Raw genomic sequence first — 18,016 nt, forward strand, 5'->3', positions numbered from 1 at the left:
AAGGAGCCACCATGACCCCCGCGATCTACCTCCTGGGCGAGGGCACGCTGCATGGCCTGATCCGGGCCCGCAGCGCCCACCGCGCCGCCCTGCGCACCGATCTGAATACCCCCCCAGCGCCCGGCAGCGTGCTGCTGGCCGTGCACGACGACTGGCGGCCCCACGAGCTGGCCGACCTGCAAGACTACGCCCGCACCCACGACCTGAAGCTGCTGCCGGTGCGCCTGGACGCGGCCCTGGCCCTGGTGGGCCCCCCGGTCACGCCCCACACGCCCGGCTGCGCCCTGTGCGCCGAGCGCCGCCGCCGCGAGGTGGCCCAGGTGCCGGACGCTCACTTTGCCCACCCGGCGCCCGTGCTGCCCCCCGCCGCCGCCCTGAGCCCGCTGCTGGCTGTGCTGGACGACTTGATCTCCCGCGCGGGCACCGACTGGCCCGCCCCAGGCCAGATTTACGCCTGGCGCTGGACTGATCTGACCGGCGAGTGGCACCGGCATGTGCCGCTGCACGACTGCCCGCACTGCTCGCCCTACCCCGACGACACCGCCGAGGCCGCCACCCTGCACCTGCAGCCCCGCCTGCAGGCCAACCCCGAAGCCTTCCGGGAAAAGGCGCTGAACCTGGACGCCGGGGCCCTGCGCGCGGCGCTGCACGACTGGCGCTACGGCCTGATTCACCATGTGTACCGCGCACACAACGCGGGCATGCCGCTGGTGGGCGCCGAGTTCCACGCCCCGGACCACCGCCTGAACGAGTCCGGCTGGGGCCGCGCCGACGCCTTCACGGATGCAGAACCGGTGGCCTTTTTAGAGGCGCTGGAACGCTACGGCAGCCAGCGCCCGCGCGGCAAGCGCACCCGGATTCGGGCCAGTGCCCGCGCGCTGGGGGCCCACGCGGTGGACCTGCGCACGCTGGGCGGTGTGACCCAGGCGGACCACCCCGCCTACGACTACGCGCCCCTGGACCCCGACACCCCCACGCCGTGGGTCTGGGCCCACTCGTTTGCCCAGAACGCCGCCCGACTGGTGCCCGAACACATTGCCTACTACCAGCACGACCGCGTGCCGCGCGAGGAACGCTTTCTGTACGAGAGTTCCAACGGCTGCGCCCTGGGTGCCTCGGTCGAAGAGGCTGCGCTCTACGGCCTGCTGGAAGTGATTGAGCGCGACGCTTTCCTGCTCGCGTGGCACGCCCAGCGGCCCGCCCGCCGCATTGACCTGGCAGAGGTGCGCGATCCCCTGACCCTGCACCTGCTGCGCCGCGCCGAGTCGCTGGGCTTCACGCCGTATGCCTTCGACATCACCACCGAATTTGGGGTGCCCGCCATCTGGACCCTGCTCGTCAATGAATCGGGGGGCTATCCGCGGGCGCTGTCGGCGGCTGGCGCGCACTTCAACCCGGAAAAGGCCCTGAGCGCCGGGCTGATCGAGGTGGTGGTGAACGCCTTTGTGCATACACGCAAGCCCGCCCACACGGAAGAAGCGCTGCAGGCCATGCTGCGTGACCCTGCCCTGGTGCGCACCCTGGATGACCATGTGGCGGTCAACGCCCACCCCGACGCCTTTGACCGCCTCTCGTTCCTGTTCCGCGATTCGACCCCGCCCGCCCGCCTGGATGACCTGTTCCCCGACTGGCGCGGCTGGATGGACCCCGACCTCACCAATGTGCTGCGCCGCCTGACGGACCGCGTGCTGGCCGAGGGGTTGGACGTGCTGGTGGTGGACCAGACGAGCGCCGTGGTGCGCGATCTGGGGTTTGCCCAGGTGAAGGTGATCGTGCCGGGCAGCCTGCCCATGACCTTTGGGCACCTGAACCAGCGCTTTGGGGGCCTGAGCCGCCTGCACACCGTGCCCGAGCGACTGGGCTTTCCCAACCCCGCCCCAGCCCTGCATCTGCCCCACCCGTTCCCGTGAGCCTGGCCCGCCATGCCAGCCCCAAGGAGGTGAACCGATGACCCTGCCCACCCCGTTCCTGCCTTCCACACTCCTGGCCCCTCTGCACGCCCTAGAACAGTCGTACCTGAAGCAGGTGGGCCCCGCCCGGCCCGGACAGCCCCCACACCTGGACCCCTACCCGGCTGACGCGCCGCTGCACCCCGACTGGGCGGCCCTGGACCAGCCCGAAGCGGCTTCCTTCTGGGCCCGGCTGGGCACCCTGCTGCGCCTGGCGGCCACCCCGCTGCGGGTGGAACCGCACGCCACGTACAACCCCCACCGGGCCTACCCCTCGCCCCGGGCGCTGTACGCCGCGCATGTGGTGCTGCAGACCGCGCAGGGCCGCTGGCTGCTGGACCCCCACCGCGCGCAGCTGCGCCGATTGACCCACGCGGCATTCACGCCCCCCCAGGCGGCCACCCTGCACCTGCTGGGCCACCTGCCCACCGTGCCCGACAGTTACGGCGCCCTGCGCCCCACGCTGGTCGCGCTGGAAGCCGGGCACCTGCTGGGCGCCCTGCGGCACCTGGGCGGTGGCCTGGGCCTGCGCCTGACCGAGCAGCCCGGCGCGGCCTCACCAGACCTGGGTCCAGGGTGGTGGCCGCTGCTGAGCCTGACGGTGGAAGAGGGCGTCGCCGATGCCGGGCAGGCGGCCAGGGCCTGGGCCGATCTTCAGGCGCGCTCGTCGGGCCCCGGCCCATTTGGGCTGCTCACCGACCAGCAACCCGCCGGCGCAGCCCCGTTTCAGGCGGCCCTGCGCAAGCCAGACACGGTGCTCCTCGCGCACAACCTCACGGGTCTGGCAGCCGGGGTGTACAGCAGTACTGGCCTCCTCCCTGTGCCTGCCCCGGCTCTGGCCGACGCGCTGCAGCACGCCTATTCCTACCCTGAGGACCTGAACGTGAGCGCCCTGAACGCCGCCGTGCTGTTCACCGCCACCTATCACCCGGACCAGCCCTTCCTGCACACCCAGCTGGCCCTGGGGGAACGGGCGCAGCGCCTGTGCCTGGCCCTGGCCCGCGCGGGGCTGTTTGCCCGCCCGGTGCGCGCCTACCGCGAAGCCCCGCTGGACGCCCTGCTGAACCTGCCCGCCAACCAGACCGTGGCCTACGCCCTGCTGTGTGGCCGCGCGCCCCTGAACGACCTTTCACTGCCCCTGTTGAGGAGGACCGCATGACTGTTCTGAGCGCGCCCCCTGTGACCGCGCCGCCCGCCGCCCGCCCCGTGTGGACCTCGTTCCACGCCCACACGTTCGCCCCCAGCGCCGAGCTGGAACGCGCGCTGCACACCGACATCTTTCCGCTGCTGGGCCACCTGCAGGGGCACGCGGCGCTGGCGGGCTGGTTCTTTATCCGCTACTGGGAAGGCGGGCCGCATGTGCGCCTGCGCCTGCGGGACGCCCAGCCAGAGGCGGCTGCCCAGGTGCGCGAGGTCCTGGGCCGGAGTCTGGGCGCCCTGCCCAATGCCGGTATCCCCGATCCAGACACCTACTACGCCGCCTTCGTCCCTCCCGGCCAGCGGGCCGGCGCCGCTGGTCAGTACGGCTGGCACCCCCACGGGCAGGTGCTGGCCGTGCCCTACGAGCCTGAAACCCTGCGCTACGGCGGCCCGGCCGGTCTGGAAATCAGCGAGGGGTTCTTCGAGACCTCCAGCGCCTTTGCCGCGCAGATTCTGCCGCTGACCCCCACGCGCGCTGCCCGGCTGGGGCTGGGCCTGCACCTGCTGCTGACCACCGTGCGCGCCCTGGACCTGGACACGCCCGGCGCGGTGCGCTGGCTGCGCGACTTCGTGAACGCCTGGCCGCTGTTTTCCACCACCCCCACCGAACAGGTGGCCCGCGCCCGCGAACGCGCCGAGGCCACGTACTTCGCCTCGCCCCCGTCTCTCAGCGGCGCGCGGCAGACCTACACGCAGCGCCCTGGCCGCCAGCTCCTGCAGGCCTGGGAAGCGGAGGTCCGCGCCGCCCACCGCGCCTACCGCGCCGTGGAGGGCCAGTTGAGCTACCCCAGCCTGGACATCTGGCGCTCGCAGCTGCACATGTTCCACAACCGCCTGGGGTTCAGCATTGAGGACGAATGCTATCTGGCGACGCTGGCGGCCCTGATCCTGTCGGACCGGGGGGGCGAGCACCTGCACGCCGACTGGGCCTCGGACCACCGCGCCCACGAGGACAGCAAGCTGTACCCGCACGGCCTGGCCGAGTTGCGCGCCACCACGCCACCCGAGCCGCGCCCAGTGCCGCACTGGCCGGGCCAGCGCCGGGTGGCCCTGCCCCGCCAGGAAGCGGGTGACCTGAACATGCCGCTGGGCGAAGTGCTGCGCCGCCGCACGAGTTCGTATGCGCGCTACGGCCAGCCGCTGGTGCTGCCCACCCTGTCGGCCCTGCTGCACGGGGCAGCGGGCATTGTGGACACGCGGGTGGTCACGCACCCGGGCGGGCAGTTTGCGGTGCAGCGGCGGCCTTACCCATCCGGCGGGGGCCGGTATCCGTGGCGGCTGCACCTGCTGGCCTACTGCGTGGGTGGCCTGGATGCCGGGCACTACGTCTTCGATGAACACAGCAGCGAACTTGTGCGCTTTGGCACCGTGCCGCCCGTGGAACTGCTGGAACGCAGCTCGCCCTTCCTGAACCCGGCCATGCCCAACGTGCTGCCCGCCCGTGAGGTTGCCGCGTGGTTGCTGCCGGTGCTGGACTACACCTATGTCAAGGCGCATTACCACCACCGCGCCTACCGCCACGCCCTGCTGGAATGCGGGCACCTGACCCAGAACCTGTGCCTGATCGCGGCGTCCCTGGGCCTGCCGCACCTCACCATCGGCGGCTTCTACGACGACGCCGTGAATGCCCTGCTGCATCTGGACGGCGTGAATGAATTCACCGCCTACATGCTGCCTCTGGGCGGACCAGTGTAGAGACGAAGAAGGGACGAGGGCGGACCTGAACATGGGGTCCGCCTTTTTCCGTCTGATGACGGTGCGGGCGCCATCTTCAGCGACAATGCAGCCACGATGACGGACCAGGAGCAGGTTCAGCTGATTCGCCACATGAGAGCACAGGCGCTACAGGGCGTGTCTGGCACGGCGCTGGCCCGCAGCCTGCTGGCGCGCCCGGAGCTGCACCGATTCACGGCCTATGGGCTGTTCATGGACGCCTTCGGCATGACGCTGCGAGAGGCGCGCTCTGCTGAATACCTGCTGGCCGATGAGCGCGAAGGCCCGGTTGAGGCCCTTGAGGAGGACTGGGCGCCATTTCTTCGTCATCCAGACCTGTGGCCCAGACGGATTGTCCGGGTCGAAATTCAGGGAAGAGAAGATACCCAGGCCCTGGTGACGCTCCGGCTCTTTGAGTACGAGAACGCCAGCCAGGATGAGGCGGTGCTGGTGGATTGGGGCGATGGCACGCGCAGCGAGTCCCGGACCCCCTTGCTGCCGCTGCCACACCTGTACGAAATCCCGGGCGTCTATGACTTCCAGTGCTGGGTCCCAGGTGTTCAGTGGGCACTGAAGCGCACGTTTGACTTCTCGTCCAGGCAGACTAGAGGCACGCTGGGCTGCGTCTACCGAAACCCCTGGTAACGTCATGTGACAAGGCTTCCGGTTCATCCGCTATGAAAGAACTGATGAACCCGACCAGAGGGAGAGGGAAAAACGGGGACGGAGAGGCGTGGAAGCACTGAAGCGAAGCGGAAGGGCGGTCACGGATGGTCCGGACTCCGTATGAGACGGTCTGCCACTGCCCCATCCCCACCTCAGGGCAGAACCAAGCTGCACACATCTCGCTTGGCCTGAATCGGCGACAAAAATGATTTCACCCCTACTCGGCAGAGACAGCCGTCTTTCGAGACATCATGCCCCCAGCCCCTCTTCCAGGCGTCTTTGGCAGACCCGTTCCAGATACCGGGCTTCCCCCGCGCGGCCTCCCTCTTCGGTCAACTCCACCAGGGCCTGCGCGGCCTCTTCCTGCAAGGGGTCCAGGTCCAGCACGCGGCGGTAGGCGCGGGTGGCCAGGGCCGGGTCGTCTTCGCGCACCAGTTCGGCCAGGCGCAGGGCACAGGCGATCAGGTCCTCTTCCAGTTCCAACCGGGCGTCGTCGGCCCAGGCGCTGTCCAGTCGGGGCAGCAGGGGCCCGGTGTAGGCGTCCAGGGCCCGGGTCAGCACCGCCGGGTCGTGGCTGTGGCGCGCGGCGCGCACCGTCACCGCGTCCACCTGGACCTCGAAGGCTTCAGAGAGCAGGTACTGCCCGGCGCGGAACTCCAGCGGGTTAAAGGCCACGCCCGGCGCCTCGCTGAGGGCCGCGCGCAGGCGCCGCACCGAGACCTTCACGTACTCCACGTGGCGCTGCTCCGTGCCGCCGCCCACCAGGGCGTCCACCAGCTGCTCGCGGGTGGCGGGGCCGTGCAGCGCGAGCCACGCCAGCAATTCGGCAGGTTTGCTGTGTGCCAGCCGCAGCGGCGTGCCGTCCACACTCACCCGCACGCCGCCGCCCAGCAGGGTCACCTGCAGGGGCAGGCGCCGGGCGCCGGCCGGGGCGGGGGGGGTGGGCGCCTCTGGGTTGCCTCGCGCCGGGAACAGGCCGGGCATCCGGGCCTGCAGCGGTGCCAGGGCGCTGAGGTCAGGGTGCAGCGCCGCCGCGCTGCCCAGGAACGTCAGCAGTTCTTTCAGTGCCCCCACCCCTTCGGCCGGCAGGGGCTGGTGGGCCGGGGTCAGGTGCAGCAGCCACGCCTGGGCCCGCACCTGCTCTTCCAGGCCCAGGCGGGGGTCAGACAGCGCGGCGCGCAGGTGGCGGGTGGCAGCTGCAGGGTCGCCGCGCAGGGCCGCAAACAGCCCCTCGTAGAACTGCGCGCCGCCCCCGGTCCAGCGGCCCGGCTGCTCGTACTGCCAGGAGCGGGCCTGGGTGAGCCACGTATGGGCGGCGGCCGTGTGCCCGGCGTGCAGGGCCAGTTCGGCCAGTTTGTAGGCCAGGGTGTCTTGCAGGTAGGTGATGCCCTGGGCCTCGGCCCGGTGCAGCGCGGCCTCGTAGGCGGTCTGCGCGGCGCGGTCATCGCCACCGGCGCGGTGCAGGTCGCCCTGGGCCTCCAGCACCAGGCAGCCGTCCGGGGTGGGGCCCTGGTCTTCCAGGGCCTGGGCCACGCGCAGCTCGGTCCAGGCGTCCTGCAGGCGGCCGTGTAGGCGGTACAGGTACGCCAGCGAGGCGTGCAGGCGGGTGCAGGCGGGCGCCAGGCCCGCGCGGTGGTAGGCCCGCACCCCGGCCTGAATCACAGCTTCGCGCTCGGCCAGTGGGGTGCGGGTAAAGGCCTGCAGGGCGTTGAGCAGCGCCAGCAGGTGCGCGCGTTCGCCGTGCTGCGCGGTGTCCTGCGCCAGGGCCAGGGCCTCGTGGGCAATGGGCAGCGCCTCTGCCGTGCGCCCCAGCACGTTCAGGGCGCTGGCCTGCACCCGCATCAGCCGGGTGCGCACGCGGTCGGTGGGGGCCGCGCGCAGGCCATCTTCGGCCAGGGCCAGCTGCCGGGCGCTGTCGCCCCGGCGCGAGGCCACCACGCTCAGCAAAAACAGCGTCTCGGCGCGCACTTCGGGCAGGTCGCGCAGCTCGCGCAGCAGGGCCTCGGCGCGCACCACCTCGCCCACGTGCAGCAGGCACAGGCACAGTTTTACCTGCAGGTCCGGCCCCAGCGCCGCGTAGGGCAGGCTGTCGAGCATCTGCCGCAGCACGTCAAAGGCCCAGCCCTCTTCCAGCGCCGGGGCGCTGCGCCGGGCTAGGTCCAGGGCGCGCGGGGTGTCTCCGGCCTGCAGGTACAGGCGAAGGGCTTCCAGCGGGCGGCCCTCGGCCTCGGCGCGGGCCGCCCCCCGGCACGAGAGCACCGGGCGGGCCTGCGGGCGCCGGTCCAGGCGGGCGCGCAGGGCCGAGAGCAGCAGGTCGTGCGGCCAGTAGGTGCCGTCGCCGTGCGCGCGCAGCAGCAGCCCCGCGCCCAGCAGGGTGCAGGCCCAGTCGCCGGGCGGCTCCAGGCCCAGCGCCCGGAAGTCAGCGGTGGTCCACACCGGCAGCACGGCGGCGGCGTCCAGCAGCTCATCCAGGTGCGGTGGCAGGGCCTGGAGCAGTTCTTCCTGGTAAGCCTGTGGCGTCAGGGCGCTGCCCAGTTCGGCGCCAGCGGCGCTCAGGGCCAGCCCCAGCGGCCAGCGGTCGGCCGGGGCCTTCAGCCCGGGGTGCCCGGCGCAGAACTGCGCGGCCTCCTGAGGGGTAAAGGCCAGTTTCTCGCTGTCCAGCAGCTTCAGGCCGCCCTGGGCCAGCACCCGGCCCAGGCGCAGCGGCCCCAGGTCAAAGCCGGCCACTGCCGCCCGGTGCCCCTCGCCCAGGTGGCCCAGCAGTGTGCCCAGCCACGCGGCCCCGGCGGCGCCCAGCACCTCGGTCTGGTCCACCACCAGCAGCGCGTTGTGCGGCAGATCGTTCAGGTCACGGGCCAGGGCAGCGGCCAGGGGGCCTGGCGGTCCACCGGCCTGCTGCGCGGTCTGGAAGGCCAGCGGCTGAAACCCGGGCAGCGCTGCACAGGCCCGGCTCAGTTCCCCGGCCAGCCGCGTGGGGTCGGCTTCTTCGGGGGTCAGGGTCAGCCACGCCACCGCCTGCCCCTGGGTCTGGGCGGCGCGCGCCACCTGGCCCAGCAGCGTGGTCTTGCCGTAGCCTGCCGGGGCAATCAGGGCCGCCAGTCGCCGGCCCTGCGCCAGTTCGGCCAGCAGGTGGGTGCGGGTCAACTCGCCCGGCAGGGGCGCGGGGAGCTGCTGCCCCGGCGGGCGGCGGCCCACCGGGGGCAGGCTGGTGGAAGGCTGGAAAAGGGTCATGCGGCCGGCCTCCGGGGGTAGGGGCAAGGGGCGAACGGGGGGCGAAGGGTCAGGAACGAGGTGGGCGTGCCCTGTCAGGGCCCAGCGTGCTGGCCCTGCGGGGGAGTGCGGCGGCCCTCAGCCCAGTGCCACCGGGCGGCGCGGGGGCGCGGCTTCCAGCACCTCGCCGCCCCACTGGCTGATGGTCTGCAGGCTCACGCGGGCGGCCAGGGCGTGTTCGGCGGGCAGCTGCGACAGGGCGCTGCGCAGCGTGTTCAGCGGGGCTTGCAGCCGGGCGTGGTCACCCCAGGCCACCTGAAGCTCGCCCAGCACCCCGTGCAGGCGGCGGCGCTCGGCCTCCGGCAGGGGCGCGGCGTCCAGGCAGGTGCTGATGGTCTGGCAGGCCAGTTCCAGGGCCAGCGCGTAGCGTTGCGGCGACACGGCTTACCTGGGCCACCAGATGGGCGGCCACACCGGGTCAATGATGGTGCCGCCGTCATCGAAGGTGGGCTGGACTGGGGCCGGGGTGGCGTGAACAGGCTGGGCGAACGCGACGAGGAGGGCAAGGGTGCTGAGCAGCATGCGGATGGTATTCATGGCGTCTCCTTTCCTGCGGTATCCATAGGCTAGGCCCCCCCCTGGGAATACCCTGGGAAGATCTTCAGCGGCCTCTCAGAGGGGCCACATATTCCCACCTGCTGGTGGACTGGGAAAGGTTGCGAAAAGCGCGCCAGATCGGGGAAAGGAGTGTCGTAGAAGCGGCCGGGGGCCTGGGGTAGGGAACGGCGCCATGAGGGGGCGCCTATCTTCACGCCAGATGTTGGCCCTGCCTTTCACGAGTTTCCAGGCGGCGCGAGATGCCCTCCAGGACACGGCCGGGCACAGCCCTGTCTGAACGCTGACCGGCCAGGCCAGCATGCTTGGCGCCCGTGGCCCTTGCGTTCCGCACCACACGAGGTCCGACGACGACCTTCTTCTCGGGGTCCTCTTGGGAGAGGCTCGGGATCTGGACTGTTCAGGCCGAAGAGGGCCGGTCACGCCTGAACATCCCTTCCACGACGCGACAGAGAGAGTGCCGTGCCGACCGACGTTGCTCGCTTGGCCGACCGTCACGACGCCGTGTGGGGCGCTATTCCACTAGATTTGGACACTTTTGTTCGGCCAACGCGGCGGGTGGATTAGGGCCAGCCCGGCGGCTGGGCTTCCGGGTGCGCCGCCCCGTCGGCAGCGGGGCCGCTCTTTCGCCAGATCCTGAGGCGGCCCGCGCCTCAGGGCAGCGGCAGGCCCTGGCTGCGCAGGCGGCGCACCAGCCGCTCGGGCACGTCTTCGTCCAGCAAGCGGCGCAGGTGGCGGGCGTAGCTGCGAAAGGCCCCCAGGGCGTCGCGCGGGTGGGCCGGCAGCAGCGCTTCAATCAGGGTCACATTCACGGCCTCGCCCGCCGGTTCCAGCAGCGCGGCGCGCCGCAGCAGGCTCAGGCTTTGTTCGCCGGGCTGCGTGCGCGCGGCGTCCACCACCGCGTCCAGCAGGGCCCCGCGCAGCCCCTCGCGCAGGGTACGCACCCACTCGCCCTCGCTGCCCGGCAGTAGGTCACCGCTGTACAGGTCCAGAGCCCCGGCCACCTCGCCCTGGCCCAGGCGGGTCATGACCTCGCGGGCGTCCAGGTGCAGGGTCAGGTCTGGGTGCAGGCGGTAGCGCTGGCCGTCGTAGGGCACGGGGTCAAACGGCCAGCCACTCGCCTGGGTCAGGGCCGCGCGCAGGCGCCGCACCGCCACCCGGAAATATTCATGGTGCTTGCTCTGGCGCGACCCGTCCCACAGGTCGTTCATGATCTCGGCCGAACTGCCGGCCCCATGCCATCCCAGCCACAGCAGCACCTCGGCGGATTTCGCCAGTGGCAGCCGCAATGCGTGGCCCCCGGCCCAGATCTGCACTGCTCCCAGCAGGCGCACGTCCAGCGTGGTCGTGGGCACCGGCTGAGGCGCGGGCGCGGCAGGGGTGGCGTCAGCCGGCAGCGGGCCCAGCAGGGCCCCCAGCGGGTGTGTGGGGTCCAGCTGCACCAGGGCCGCTGCCAGCGGCCGGAGGGCCTCGCGGTCCAGGGCCAGCAGCGGCAGCGGACTGAGGTCCCCCAGCCGCTGCCGGGCCTGGGCGGCGGCGTCGGGCCCTAGGGGCCCAGCGCGGCGCTGCAGTTCCAGCAGGTACAGCCCGGCCCGCGCGGGCTGGGTGCGGCCCGGGAGGGCGGCGGCGCGGGCAAAGGCGCTTTTTGCCCCGGCCAGATCCTGGCGGCCCCAGGCGTGCAGGCCGCTGTAAAAAGGCAACAGCACCTCGGCCCGCGCGTTGCCGGCCAGCAGGGTGCAGGCGTCCTGATAGGCGGCCTCGGCCTCGGCCGGCGCCCCCAGGGCGCTCAGCACCTCAAACCGGGCCAGCAGGGCAAAGGGGCGCAGCACCTCCAGCCCCAGGCGCCGGGCGGTGTCCAGAGCGGTGTCCAGGGTGGCCCGCGCGGCGGCCAGGTCGCCCCGCGCCACCTGCCACTGTGCCAGGGTGAGGTGCAGTTGCGCGGCCATCACGGGGCTATGGCGCCCGGCGATGTCCAGGGCCTGCAGCAGCCCGGCGTGGGCGCCGTCCAGGTCGCCGCGCAGCAGGGCTTCTTCGGCCAGAATGTTCATCAGTGGCAACGCGCGGGCGCCCTGACGCTGTTCCTGAAGCAGGGCGCTGGCCCGCGCCACCGCCTGGGCCCGCTCGGCCCACTGGCCCAGCATCTGGTGGGCGTACTGGCCCATGGTCAGGGCCGCCGCTTCTTCCAGTGGCGCGCCGCGCGCCCGGGCCTGGGCAGCGGCGGCTTCGCACACGCGCAGGCCCTCGTGCACCTGCCCCAGCGAGATCAGGGCCACCGCCCGCTGCAGCGCCAGGGCGCGCGTTTCTTCGGCCGGGAACAGCGCCAGCCCCAGTTCGGCCAGCCGCAACTGCTCGGCAAAGTCGCCCCGGCGGGTGGCCAGCAGGGTCAGGGCGGTGAAGCCCACGGCGGTGGTCAGGCCCTGGTCGTGCAGGGCGCGCAGTTCGGGTTCGCCCAGTTCGGGTTCGCCTGCCTCGATGCGGGCCACGGCGCGGTACTCGCGCAGCCACGGCGGCGGGTCGGGCACCTGCAGGCCGGACAGCACGCTGTGCATCAGGGCAAATTCGCCCCGGTCCTTCAGGCGCGGCAGCACCCCGGCCGCCAGTTCCAGCGTCAGGGCGTGGTCCTGCGCCTGTGCGGCGTGGTGCAGCGCACGCAGGGGATCGCTGGCGGCCAGGCGCCGAGCCTGCGCCCCGTGCAGCGTGCGGAAACGCGCCGGATCGTGGCGCAGCCCGGCGTCCAGCGTGCTCAGCAGCAGGCCGTGCGGGCGGTACCAGCCCCGGCCCAATGGCGTGACCGGCAGGCCCGCCCGGCGCACCGTGTCCAGCCAGCCGCCGGGGAGCTGCAGGTCCAGTTCGCGCACCAGATCGTCGTGCCACTCGCCCAGCACGCTGGCTTCCGGCAGGGCGTCGCGCAGGGGGGCGGGCAGAACATTCAGGGCCTCGCGCATCAGGTCGCCGGGTTCCAGGCCCGCGTGAATGCCCCCGGCCGCCAGCGCCACCCCTGCCGGCCAGCCTTCCAGCGCCGAGACGGCCGCCTGCGCCTCATCGGGGGCGCCGCGCGCCTGCAAGAAGGCTGCGCTCTCCGCGCTGCTGAACGCCAGTTGCGCTGCCCCCAGCACGGTGGCCTGCCCGGCGGCCGTCCAGCGGGCCAGCGGCAGGGTGTCCATCGCCACGCCGCTCAGGAACACGCGCCCGCCGCGCAGGGGTTCCAGAAACAGCGCCAGCAACTGCCCGGTCAGCGGGCTCAGCAACTCGGTGCGGTCCACGTACACCGCGAGGTCCGGCTGCGCCGCCAGCACCTGGGCGGCCAGCTGATCGGCGGCCCGCTCCGGGGTGGCCTGTGGCGGTGGTGCCGGTGTCACGCCGAGGCGCGCCACGGCGCGGGCCAGTGAGGCCACAAAGAAATCCACCTCGGAATCGCTGGGGCTGAGGCTGAGCCACAGTGTGGGGCGGCCCAGTGCCCGGGCGTGCTGTGCCAGCAGGGTGGTCTTGCCGTAGCCGCTGGGCGCCAGCAGCGCCACCAGCTCCGGGCCCGGCGCCGACAGCTGGCCCAGCAAGGCCGCGCGCCCCAGTTCGGTGCGCAGGGGCCGGGGCACCACCACCGACGGATGAGCGGGCGCGGAGGGGATCATGGGGGACCTTAGTATAGAGACTTCACAAAGCGGTCAGGAAAGAGGCGATGGGCTGCGGGCCATGAGGATTTGGCCTCAGTGCCCATGGCCCATAGCCCCTTACCCCGTATTCCGCACCCCCGCCGCAATACCCTGAATGGACAGCAGCAGCGGGCGCTCGAACTCGTCCAGGCCGCCTTCCTTGTCCCGGCTGCGGCGCAGCAGCTCCACCTGAATGCGGTGAATGGGGTCAATGTAGGGATTGCGCAGGCCAATGCTGGCTTTCAGGCGCGGCTCGCCCGCCATCAGTTCGGCGCCCACCACCTCCTGCACCAGGGCCACAGTGCGCGCGTAGGCGTCTTTCAGGTGCGCGGCCAGCGGGGAAGGGGGGCTCAGGCGCAGGTACTCGTCGAAAATCAGGGGGTCACTCTTGGCGAGGCTCATCTGGGCGTTGTCCAGCACTGTGCGGAAAAAAGGCCATGCGGCGTACATCTCGCGCGCCGTCTGGGCGCCAATTTCCTGCAGGCCTTCTTGCAGCCCGTACCAGCCGGGCAGCCCCGCGCGGTTCTGTGTCCAGCTCATCACCCAGGGAATGGCGCGCAGGTTGCCCAGGGTGGGCGCCCCGGGGCGGCGCACCGGGCGGCTGGCAATGTTCAGGCGGGCAATCTCGTGGATGGGCGTGACCGCCTCGAAAAAGGGCAGGAACGCCGGGTCGTCCACCAGGGCGCGGTAGGCCTGGGCGCTGCGCTGCGCGGCCCGGGTCATGGCCTCCAGCCACTCGGGCTTCAGTTCGCCCCCGGGCCGCGCCGCCGAGAGCAGCAGCCCGTAGAGCGCCTGTTCGAGGTTGCGCCGCGCCAGGACGGGGTGGCTGTACTTGTCGGCCAGGGCTTCGCCCTGCTCGGTGATGCGCAGGCCCGCGTCAATGGTGCCTGCCGGCTGGCCCAGGATGGCCCGGCTGGCTGGCCCGCCCCCGCGCCCAATCGAGGTGCCGCGCCCGTGGAAAAAGCGCCAGCGCACCCCGGCGCGGCGGCACACGTCGCTGATCTGCCGCTGTGCCTCGTGCAGGGCCCAGTTAGCGGCCAGGAAGCCGGTGTCCTTGTTGGAATCGCTGTAGCCCAGCATGATTTCCTGCACGTCGCCGCCCAACACCGCGCGGTATTCCGGCAGTGAAAGCAGTTCCCACACCACCTGCGGCGCCCGGGTCAGGTCGTCCAGGGTTTCAAAGAGCGGCACCGGCAGCACCCGCAGGCCCACCTCGCGCGCCAACAGCAGCGGCTCGAGCACGTCACTGACACTCTCGGCCATGCTGATCACGTAGCGGCCAAAGGCCCGGGGCCCCGCCAGCGCCACCGCTTCCCGCACCTCGCGGATGGGGCCAATGGCGGTTTCCAGCGTGCCCGTCAGGGCCTCGCCCGCCGGCCACAGCGGGCGGCGCGAGCGCAGTTCGCGGATCAGGAGTTCCTGCTTGGCGTGTTCCGGCAGGGCCAGGTAATCGGCTTCTACGCCGGCGGCGCGCAGCAACTCGGCCACCGCCGCGCCCGTCTGCGCCGAGTGCTCGCGGATGTCCAGGCTGACCAGGTGCTGCCCGAACACCCGCGCCACCGTCAGCAGCGGGGTGAGCAGCACCTCGGCGCTGCGGCGTTGCCCGGCCGCGCGCAGGCTGGCGTCCAGGGCCGACAGGCGGCCCACAAGGTCCACCGTCTCGCCGGCCTGCACTGCGTCGAACAGGGCCTGCAACTCGTCGCGGTAGGCCTCGGTGCCGTGTGCCTCCTGGCTCAGGTCGGCAAACGCCTGCTGGATCAGCGCCAGCAGCACCTCCTGCGCGCGGTCCCGGTGCAGGGCCAGGGCTTCCCGGGTGGCCTGCGGGGTCACAAACGGATTGCCGTCGCGGTCCCCGCCCATCCACGAGGAAAAACTCAGGGGCAGGGTGGCGGCGGTGTCGCGGCCATAGACCTCGCGGAAGGCCGCGTTCAGGTCGCGCTGCAACCCCGGCAGCGCCTGGGCAATGCTGGCGACATAGTTCAGGCCACCCTTGACCTCGTCCAGCACCGTGGGTTTCAGGCGCCGCAGTTCCGGGGTGCGCCACAGCGCCTCCACATGGGCGGCGATGCCCTCGGCGGCGGGGCCACCCTCGCCCTCGTCCCCCAGGGCCGGCAGGGCGCGCGCCACCGCTTCCAGGTGCCGGCGCACGGTGCGCCGCCGCATCTCGGTGGGGTGGGCCGTGAAGGTCAGGCCCAGGTCCAGCCGTGCCAGCAGTGCTTCGGTGTCCTCGGCGCTCAGGCCCTGTGCCCTCAGCTCATGCAGCGCCTGGGCCAGACTCTGGGGCCGCACCCCGCCCGAGGCGCGCAGCACCCGCACCCGCTCGTATTCCTCGGCCAGATTGACCAGCTGGAAATACCAGGTAAAGGCCCGGGCGAGGTTGCCTGCCTCCGCGCCCGACAGGCCCGCGATCATCTCCCGCAGGTCGCGGTCGTCGCCCCCCGCGCGCACCTCGCGCACCAGGGCGCGCGTGCGCTCCACCAGCCCAAAAAACGCCTCGCCTTCCTGCTCTTTCAGCACCTGGCCCAGCAGCCGGCCCAGCACCCTCACGTCGTCACGGATTGTCATGCGTCCTCCGGGCGGGGTGGGCGGGGTCTGCGCCCGGCCTCACCCCTCTTCGACGTAACGGTACCGTTCGATGCCGGTGGCGCGGCCCCCCTCTATCTGGACAAACACGCCGTTCAGTTCTGCGCCTCCTCCCTCGGCCACCCCGTAGCGGTGGGGGCGCTCGGTCAGAAAGCGCTGGATGGGCCCGTCAATGCCGCTGCCAATGATGCTGTGGTGCGGGCCAGTGAAGCCCGCGTCGGTCTGATAGGCGGTGCCGCCCTTCAGAATCCGGGTGTCGGCGGTGGGCACATGGGTGTGGGTGCCAATCACGGCCGCCACCCGCCCGGCGAGGTGCCAGCCCATCGCCTGCTTTTCGCTGGTGGCTTCGGCGTGAAAGTCCACGAACACCGTGCCCAGGTCGTCGCGCTCCAGCAGTTCGTCCATGGCGCGGAACGGGTTGGCCATGGCCTCCATGAACACCCGGCCCAGCAGGTTGACCACCGTGAGTTTCTGGGGGCCCGCCGCCGTTTTCACCGTAAAGGTGCGCCAGCCCACGCCGGGCGTGCCGGGGTCGCTGTAGTTCAGGGGCCGCACGATGGGATAGGTGCCCTCGTCCTGCAGCATCACGTACACGTCTTTGTGGTGCCACGCGTGGTTGCCCAGGGTGATGCAGTGCACGCCCGCCTTCAGCGCCGCGTCGGCGGCCTCGCGGTGCAGGCCAAAGCCCCCGGCGGCATTTTCCATGTTCACAATCACGAAATCAGCCTGACCGCGCAGGGTGGGCAGGTGGGCGCCCAGCACCCGCCTGCCCGGCTGGCCGAACACATCGCCAATAAACAGCACGCGCATAGGGGGTAGGGTAGCGTGCCAACGAAATGAATGGGCGAGGCCTTCGGGAATTCTTCCCAGCGCCAGTTCTGCCGTATACAGCCGCTGACCCTCTGTGATCAAGGCAAGAGGCTCAGAGACGACCCCCTGGGGCTTTCAGGACGATGCCGGCTCAATTTCAGGCTCTTCTGGCCCCACCTGCTCCTGTGATGGACATGATGAATTCACTCGGTCCACGCGGAGTAGAACACCTTCTTTTTGAGGCACTTTTCGAGAAAAGTCAGGAAGATCTGTAGAATTCTTTTGTACTCGTCATCTATCAGCGGGTTCTCAAGCTCCAGTTGCGCCATGACGGTATGAAGTCGCTCCGGCGCTGTCTCAAGCTTCTGAAGGCAAGCCTCGAGAATTCTACGGAAGTCCATCAGGTGTTCGGGCGTTCTGTTTTCCAGATGTTCGCCGAACCCGGCACGGCCATACCGTTCAAGCTGTTCCGCATCTGCTTCAGAAAACTGACGTACGAATTCAATCAGCGTCTGCCAGATTTCAAGGTCCAGATAGATAAGGTTATCAATCGTCCAGGGGGTCGGCTCGCTGGACAGGATGACGCTTTCATCATCGGCCTCAAAGACCTTCTTGGCTCCCACGGCGTCCCCCTCACAGGACCTGGTCAATCATCTCGATCACCAGGTCAAGAAGTTCTTCCTTGCTCGCTTCAATTTGAATGCCTCTCAGGTTAGGTCTGGGCGCCACAGATTTGACTTCGACATCCGAAACGCTGACTTTCGAGAGATAGGTCTTCCTGAAGGTCTCGATGTCTTTGCGGCCCACACTTGAATCCACCACCGCGCCGTAAACGTTCTTGTATTCTTTGTTTCTCCCAAAGTAGGTTTCGGCATAGGTGACAATGTCAGGCGCTGTCGCTGGAATATTCAGGAAGTGACTGAGGAGCGTCTTGTCCTGCTTCACCTTGAATTTTCCGGCATCAAGTTTGGCGCTGATGATGGTGACCTTGCTCTTGTCGCCGACCAGCAAGAAGTCTAATTCCGCCCGGTCACCGCCAATAACCCTCTGGGGCTCTCCACCGATCAGCTTCAGCGTCGGAGAGTAGATCAGCTTCATCTTCGATTCTGCAGCGAACTGCTCGATTAACGGTAGCGCGGCGAACTCAACGATGTCACCCGTCTTGACATCGTTTTCGAGAAATGATTTTTTATCGCGGCTGTATTTTGCTCGCCTGGCTGGGTTTGAGCCAATGTACTGCGCAAATTTTGACGCCAGTGCTTTTAAAGAGGCGATCTGCGTATTGCTCAACACCAGTTGCGGTGAGTCGCCCGTGGATTCTGGATTGACGCTGGCGTAAGGTACGTAATGTCCTTTCTTTCCGGCAGGCTTCAGCCGCAGCTCCTTGATCTTACGCCGCCTGATAATTGACGGAAATTTCCCCTCGAGATTCTCTTTGCTGACCGTCTTTCTGGCCATCAGGCCTTCAGCGTCTTTCACGGCAGCCCGGACATCTTGTTCCATCTCGGCCTTCGAGCGAGAGGAAGAATCGCCCGTTCCCTTCGCGGAGGGCTGCCCAGTGTTGTCCTTGCCTTTGCCCAGGAGTTTCTCAATCACATTCTTGACTTTGGCCACAAGTTT

12 protein-coding genes are annotated in these 18,016 nt (G+C 70.1%); 4 read left to right on the forward strand and 8 right to left on the reverse strand.

What is annotated here, in order from left to right:
• Window positions 1-11: 11 nt before the first annotated feature.
• The 4 genes from K7W41_RS17910 (at window position 12) to K7W41_RS17925 (ending at window position 5,507) form a co-directional block, all read left to right on the forward strand.
• On the forward strand, window positions 12-1,910 hold the full coding sequence (locus tag K7W41_RS17910; RefSeq protein ID WP_224611525.1) for a TOMM precursor leader peptide-binding protein: 1,899 nt from the start codon (window positions 12-14) through the stop codon (window positions 1,908-1,910).
• Between the two features lie 37 nt (window positions 1,911-1,947).
• On the forward strand, window positions 1,948-3,108 hold the full coding sequence (locus tag K7W41_RS17915) for a hypothetical protein (protein WP_224611527.1): 1,161 nt from the start codon (window positions 1,948-1,950) through the stop codon (window positions 3,106-3,108).
• Window positions 3,105-4,844: a thiopeptide-type bacteriocin biosynthesis protein gene (locus K7W41_RS17920; RefSeq protein WP_224611529.1), complete on the forward strand. Its 1,740-nt coding sequence runs from the start codon at window positions 3,105-3,107 to the stop codon at window positions 4,842-4,844. The genes K7W41_RS17915 and K7W41_RS17920 overlap by 4 nt, the downstream gene beginning before the upstream one ends.
• Before the next feature lie 96 nt (window positions 4,845-4,940).
• Window positions 4,941-5,507 (forward strand): hypothetical protein, encoded by a 567-nt coding sequence (locus K7W41_RS17925; protein WP_224611530.1) that lies wholly within the window; start codon window positions 4,941-4,943, stop codon window positions 5,505-5,507.
• A 270-nt stretch (window positions 5,508-5,777) separates the two neighbouring features.
• Here the strand turns inward: K7W41_RS17925 and K7W41_RS17930 are convergent, their stop codons facing one another.
• From K7W41_RS17930 to K7W41_RS17965, 8 genes are all read right to left on the reverse strand, one after another.
• On the reverse strand, window positions 5,778-8,759 hold the full coding sequence (locus K7W41_RS17930) for a hypothetical protein (protein ID WP_224611531.1): 2,982 nt from the start codon (window positions 8,757-8,759) through the stop codon (window positions 5,778-5,780).
• Window positions 8,760-8,876: 117 nt separating this feature from the next.
• Entirely contained in the window at window positions 8,877-9,179 is a 303-nt protein-coding gene (locus K7W41_RS17935) for a hypothetical protein (RefSeq protein WP_224611532.1), read from the reverse strand.
• Window positions 9,180-9,182: 3 nt separating this feature from the next.
• Window positions 9,183-9,335 (reverse strand): hypothetical protein, encoded by a 153-nt coding sequence (locus K7W41_RS17940; RefSeq protein ID WP_224611533.1) that lies wholly within the window; start codon window positions 9,333-9,335, stop codon window positions 9,183-9,185.
• A 671-nt stretch (window positions 9,336-10,006) separates the two neighbouring features.
• A complete protein-coding gene (locus tag K7W41_RS17945; protein WP_224611535.1) occupies window positions 10,007-12,982 on the reverse strand; it encodes a hypothetical protein in 2,976 nt (991 codons plus the stop codon).
• 99 nt (window positions 12,983-13,081) lie between these two features.
• The gene (locus K7W41_RS17950; protein WP_224611545.1) at window positions 13,082-15,568 is read right to left on the reverse strand and encodes a phosphoenolpyruvate carboxylase; all 2,487 of its coding nucleotides are present in this window, start codon (window positions 15,566-15,568) and stop codon (window positions 13,082-13,084) included.
• A gap of 39 nt (window positions 15,569-15,607) precedes the next feature.
• Window positions 15,608-16,396, reverse strand: coding sequence for a TIGR00282 family metallophosphoesterase (locus tag K7W41_RS17955; RefSeq protein WP_224611547.1), 789 nt, complete (start codon window positions 16,394-16,396; stop codon window positions 15,608-15,610).
• 203 nt (window positions 16,397-16,599) lie between these two features.
• Window positions 16,600-17,019, reverse strand: a complete 420-nt coding sequence (locus K7W41_RS17960) for a DUF4240 domain-containing protein (protein ID WP_224611549.1) — start codon at window positions 17,017-17,019, stop codon at window positions 16,600-16,602.
• Window positions 17,020-17,029: 10 nt separating this feature from the next.
• Window positions 17,030-18,016 (reverse strand): hypothetical protein (locus K7W41_RS17965; protein WP_224611550.1); only part of this gene is annotated, 987 nt, incomplete at its 5' end.

Origin of the sequence: Deinococcus multiflagellatus (genome assembly GCF_020166415.1) — a bacterium.
GTDB lineage: Bacteria > Deinococcota > Deinococci > Deinococcales > Deinococcaceae > Deinococcus > Deinococcus multiflagellatus.